Source organism: Parolsenella sp., from assembly GCF_982402205.1.
In genome coordinates, this window is sequence record NZ_CEVYAT010000139.1 from 1 (window position 1) to 4080 (window position 4080).

3 protein-coding genes and 1 pseudogene are annotated in these 4080 nt (G+C 65.8%); all 4 read left to right on the plus strand.

What is annotated here, in order from left to right; genetic code table 11:
* Positions 1-470, plus strand: a 470-nt coding sequence (locus AC1VTH_RS07030; protein ID WP_481335440.1) for an ABC transporter ATP-binding protein, incomplete at its 5' end; no start/stop codon positions are given.
* Positions 460-2691, plus strand: coding sequence for an FtsX-like permease family protein (locus tag AC1VTH_RS07035; RefSeq protein ID WP_481335441.1), 2232 nt, complete (start codon positions 460-462; stop codon positions 2689-2691). The genes AC1VTH_RS07030 and AC1VTH_RS07035, both read left to right, overlap by 11 nt.
* A 204-nt stretch (positions 2692-2895) precedes the next feature.
* Positions 2896-3798, plus strand: a complete 903-nt coding sequence (locus AC1VTH_RS07040; RefSeq protein ID WP_481335442.1) for a transporter substrate-binding domain-containing protein — start codon at positions 2896-2898, stop codon at positions 3796-3798.
* 12 nt (positions 3799-3810) lie between these two features.
* A pseudogene (locus AC1VTH_RS07045) lies at positions 3811-4080 on the plus strand (amino acid ABC transporter permease); the annotation flags it as partial.

Genomic DNA, 4080 nt, shown 5'->3' on the forward strand with positions numbered 1-4080 from the left:
CCCTCACGGCGCGCGAGAACGTGGCGCTGCCGCTCACCATCGCACGCGCGGCCTCAGGCGAGACGCTCGCCCGCGTGGAGCAGATTGCCCGCCGCCTGGGCATCGACGAGGTGCTCGACAAGTACCCTTACCAGCTGTCCGGCGGCCAGCAGCAGCGCGTCGCCGCGGCCCGCGCCCTCGTAACCCGCCCCGCCGTGATCATGGCCGACGAGCCCACGGGCGCGCTCGACTCCAAGAACGCGCGCCTGCTACTCGAAAGCATGCAGAGCCTCAACGAGGGTGCGCGCGCCACGATCCTCATGGTGACCCACGACAGCTTCGCCGCGAGCTACACCCAGCGCGTGCTGTTCATCCGCGACGGGCGCATCTTCACCGAGCTGCGCCGCGGCGCCTCGAGCCGCCGCGAGTTCTTCGACCGCATCATGGAGGTCGTCGCCGTGATGGGTGGTGACGGTTCCGATGCTCTGTAAGCTCGCCTGGGGAAACGTCCGCCGAGCCGGGCGCGACTACCTCGTCTACCTGCTCACGCTCACCCTGGGCGTGGCCGTGTTCTACGCGTTCAACACCGTCTCGATGCAGGCGGACCTCGCCGGCATCCCCATGGAGGGCCTCTCCGAGCTCCTCGGCGAGGCACTCGGCGACCTCACCTACTTCTTGGCCGCCATCATGGGCTTTCTCATGGTCTACGCAAATAACTTCATCATGAAGCGGCGCAAGAAGGAGTTTGGCCTCTACCAGGTACTGGGCATGACGCGCGGGCGCGTGGCCCTTATCATGGCCCTCGAGACGGCCATCGTCTCGGGCGCCGCGCTGGTGCTGGGGCTGCTCCTTGGCGTGGGCGTCTCGTGGGTCATGACGTTCTTCACCGCCTCGATGTTCAAGGCGCAGATCTCGACCTTCCACTTCTTCTTCTCGCTCGACGCCCTGCGTCTCACGGTGTCGTGCCTCGTCACGATCTTTGTGGTGACGCTCGCGTTCAACCTGCGCGTTGTTGCCCGCACGCGGCTCATTGGCCTCATGAGCGCAAGCCGCCAGAACGAGCAGGTCAAGATGCGCAAGGCGTGGGTGTCGGTTGCGCTGTTCGCGGCGGGCGCGGCGCTTGTGGGCGTGGCCTACGCGCGCCTGCTGCACGACGGCTTTCCCATCGACCTCGTGGGCGACGAGCTCGACCAGGGCATGACGCAGTTCGAAATCACCACGGGCATGGTTACGGCCGGCACCATCATGCTGTTCTTTGGCCTGTCGGGCGCGCTTCTCGCCCTGGTACAGCGCCTGCGAGCCGTCTACTGGCGTGGCCTCAACATGTTCACGCTGCGTCAGCTTGCGGCCAAGGTGAACACCGTGTCGCTCTCGATGGGCGTCATCTCGATGATCCTGTTCCTCGCCATTACCTCCGTTACCTGCGGTATGTCGGTTGCGAGCGTCATGAGCGAGAACCTCGAGATCAACAATCCCGTGGACGTCTCGAGCACCTACACCTACAACTCGGCCGTGTTGTCCGGCTTCTTCGAGAAGCTTGGCGGCGATGGGTTTGCTTACGCGCGCGAGCCGCTCGACATCTACGACAACCTGCGGGGCATCAAGCTCGATGACGGCTCGTATGGCATGGCCGAGAAGAGCGCGGACAAGGCCAGCGCCCCCGAGGAACTCGACGCGCGCCAGGTTTTGGGCGACCACGTGCAGATCGACCAGTACTACTCCATTCCCGCGAACACGATGGACGCGCCCGAGGTGTCGCCGTCTGCGCTCTCCCGGCAGCTGGGCATCGAGACGCCCGCGGCCTTTGGCTACACCAACTCGGAGACCTTTGGCCTGTACGTTGCCTCTGAGAGCCAGTACAACGCGCTACTTTCCCTGCGGGGGCTTCCCCAGGTGAGCCTGGGCGAGGACGGCTACCTCATCACCTGCGACATGGGCGAGACCGCAAGCGACCTGTACGACCACTTCATGAGCGAGGGCCAGACGCTTACAATCGCGGGCCACGAGCTGCGTCCCGTTGCGAGCAAGGTCGATGTGGAGGCAGGCGCCCTAGGCAACTCCGCGATGGGTAGCAACCCCGGCACCGTCATCGTGCCCGACGCGGTGCTCGCAGAGGCCAACTACACGCTGGCCTTCAGCACGTTGCTCGCCAACTACCGCCAAGACGTCACCACCAAGCAGGGCGACGACTTCTTCGATGGCCTCGTCCTCACCACCCTTGGTGAGCAGGACGGCGGCGACCTGCCATGCGGCTACTGGAGCCAGACCATCGTCCGCCGCAGCGAGATGTACGAGCAGTCCAACTCGATGCGCGGCCTCATCAGCTACCTGGCCATCTACATTGGCTTTGTGCTCGTGGTGGCGTGCGCCGCGATTCTCACGATCCAGCAGCTCTCGGGCGTGGCCGACTCCACGCGCAGCTACCGCGTGCTGTCTGAGCTGGGATGCGAGACGAGCGAGATTCGCCACTCGGTGCTGGCGCAGCAGGCCGTGTTCTTCGTGTTTCCGCTGGTGGTGGGCGTGGCTCACTCGTCCGTTGCCCTGCACGTAATCATCGACCTGGTGAAGGTCATGGGCAACATCTCGATTGGTGGCACGGTGGGACTCACCTGCGCGGTGTTCCTCGCGGCCTACGGTGGCTACTTCGTGCTCACCTACGTGATGGGCGCCGGCATCGTGCGCGACGCGATTCGCGTGAGGAAGAGCGAGTAGCGGCCAGAGGACAACTAAAGCCGACGCACGACCGGCGGGGCCTGCGGCATGACGCCGCAGGCCCCGCACTCAACCTGAAAGGCATTTCCGCAGCGTTACCCTTTTGTGCGCGAGCATGCACGGGAGTCATCAAACCCGTATCCTGTTAGAGCTTCATATGGTGCCGGAGCGCCCCCTCGCGCCGGCACGCTCGAAAGGACACGCATGACCACTCACCGCAACATGACCCGCCGCGCGTTCCTGCGCACCGCGCTGGGCGCCGGGTCGCTCGTGGCGCTGCCCGCGCTCGCAGGCTGCCAGCGCCCCTCCACCATCCCCGTCGTCGAGTCTGGCACCGGTGACGCTCGCGAGGACCGCTCGGACGAAATCCTTGGCAAGGCGCAGATCCGCGTAGGCATGGAGGTTGCCTACGCCCCCTACAACTGGCAGACGTCAGAGCCCGGCGAGTACACCATCCCGGTCGACAACGTGAGCGGCGCCTACGCCGACGGCTACGACGTCCAGTTCGCCAAGCTCGTGTGCGAGAAGCTCGGCGGCGAGCCCGTTGCGGTGAAGATGACCTTCTCTGGCCTCATCGACGCCCTCAACAACGGCCAGATCGACCTCATCATCGCCGGCATGAGCGCCACCGACGAGCGCCGTCAGTCCGTCGACTTCTCCGACCCCTACTTCGTGGGCTACTTTGGCCTGTTCGTGAAGGAGGGCTCCAAGTACGAGAACGCCACCAAGCTGTCTGACTTCTCGGGCGCGCAGGTGCTGGGCCAGAAGGACACGATGCTCGACACCGTCATCGACGAGATCCCCGGCGTCATCCACCAGGCCCCCGTCGACTCGGTGCCCAACGTGTTCAGCCACCTGCTGCAGGGCACCTGCGACGCGGTGACCTACAACACCGAGAACGAGGAGGGCTACATGAAGCAGAACCCCGGCATCGTGCCCGTCCGCTTTGCCGAGGGCGAGGGCTTCCAGCAGGACGTTGCCTGTAACGTGGGCATGCGCAAGGGCTCGGCCAAGCTGCTCGACATCATCAACGAGGTCGTCGACGGCGTGAGCGAGGACGAGCGCAGCGCCATGTGGCAGGCCTGCCTCGACCGCCAGCCGGAATAGGGAGCGAGCCCCATGAAGTCACTCAAGCGTCTGGCCTCCTTCTGCGCGGCCGACCACCGTTACGTCTTCCTTGGCACGAGCGCGATCGCGGCCGTGGGCCTGTGGTTCTCGCAGCAGGCGCCCACGCCCATGAGCGCGCTGGCGCCCCTGGGCATCGCCCAGGACCTGCCGTGGCTCGTCCTGTGGGCCTGGCTCGCCGTCTCGGCCGTGGCCCTGCTCAACAAGCTCGTGCGCTGGCGCGACTACGCCGCCACCTCTCCCCTCGCCCGCCCGGCCGCCAGG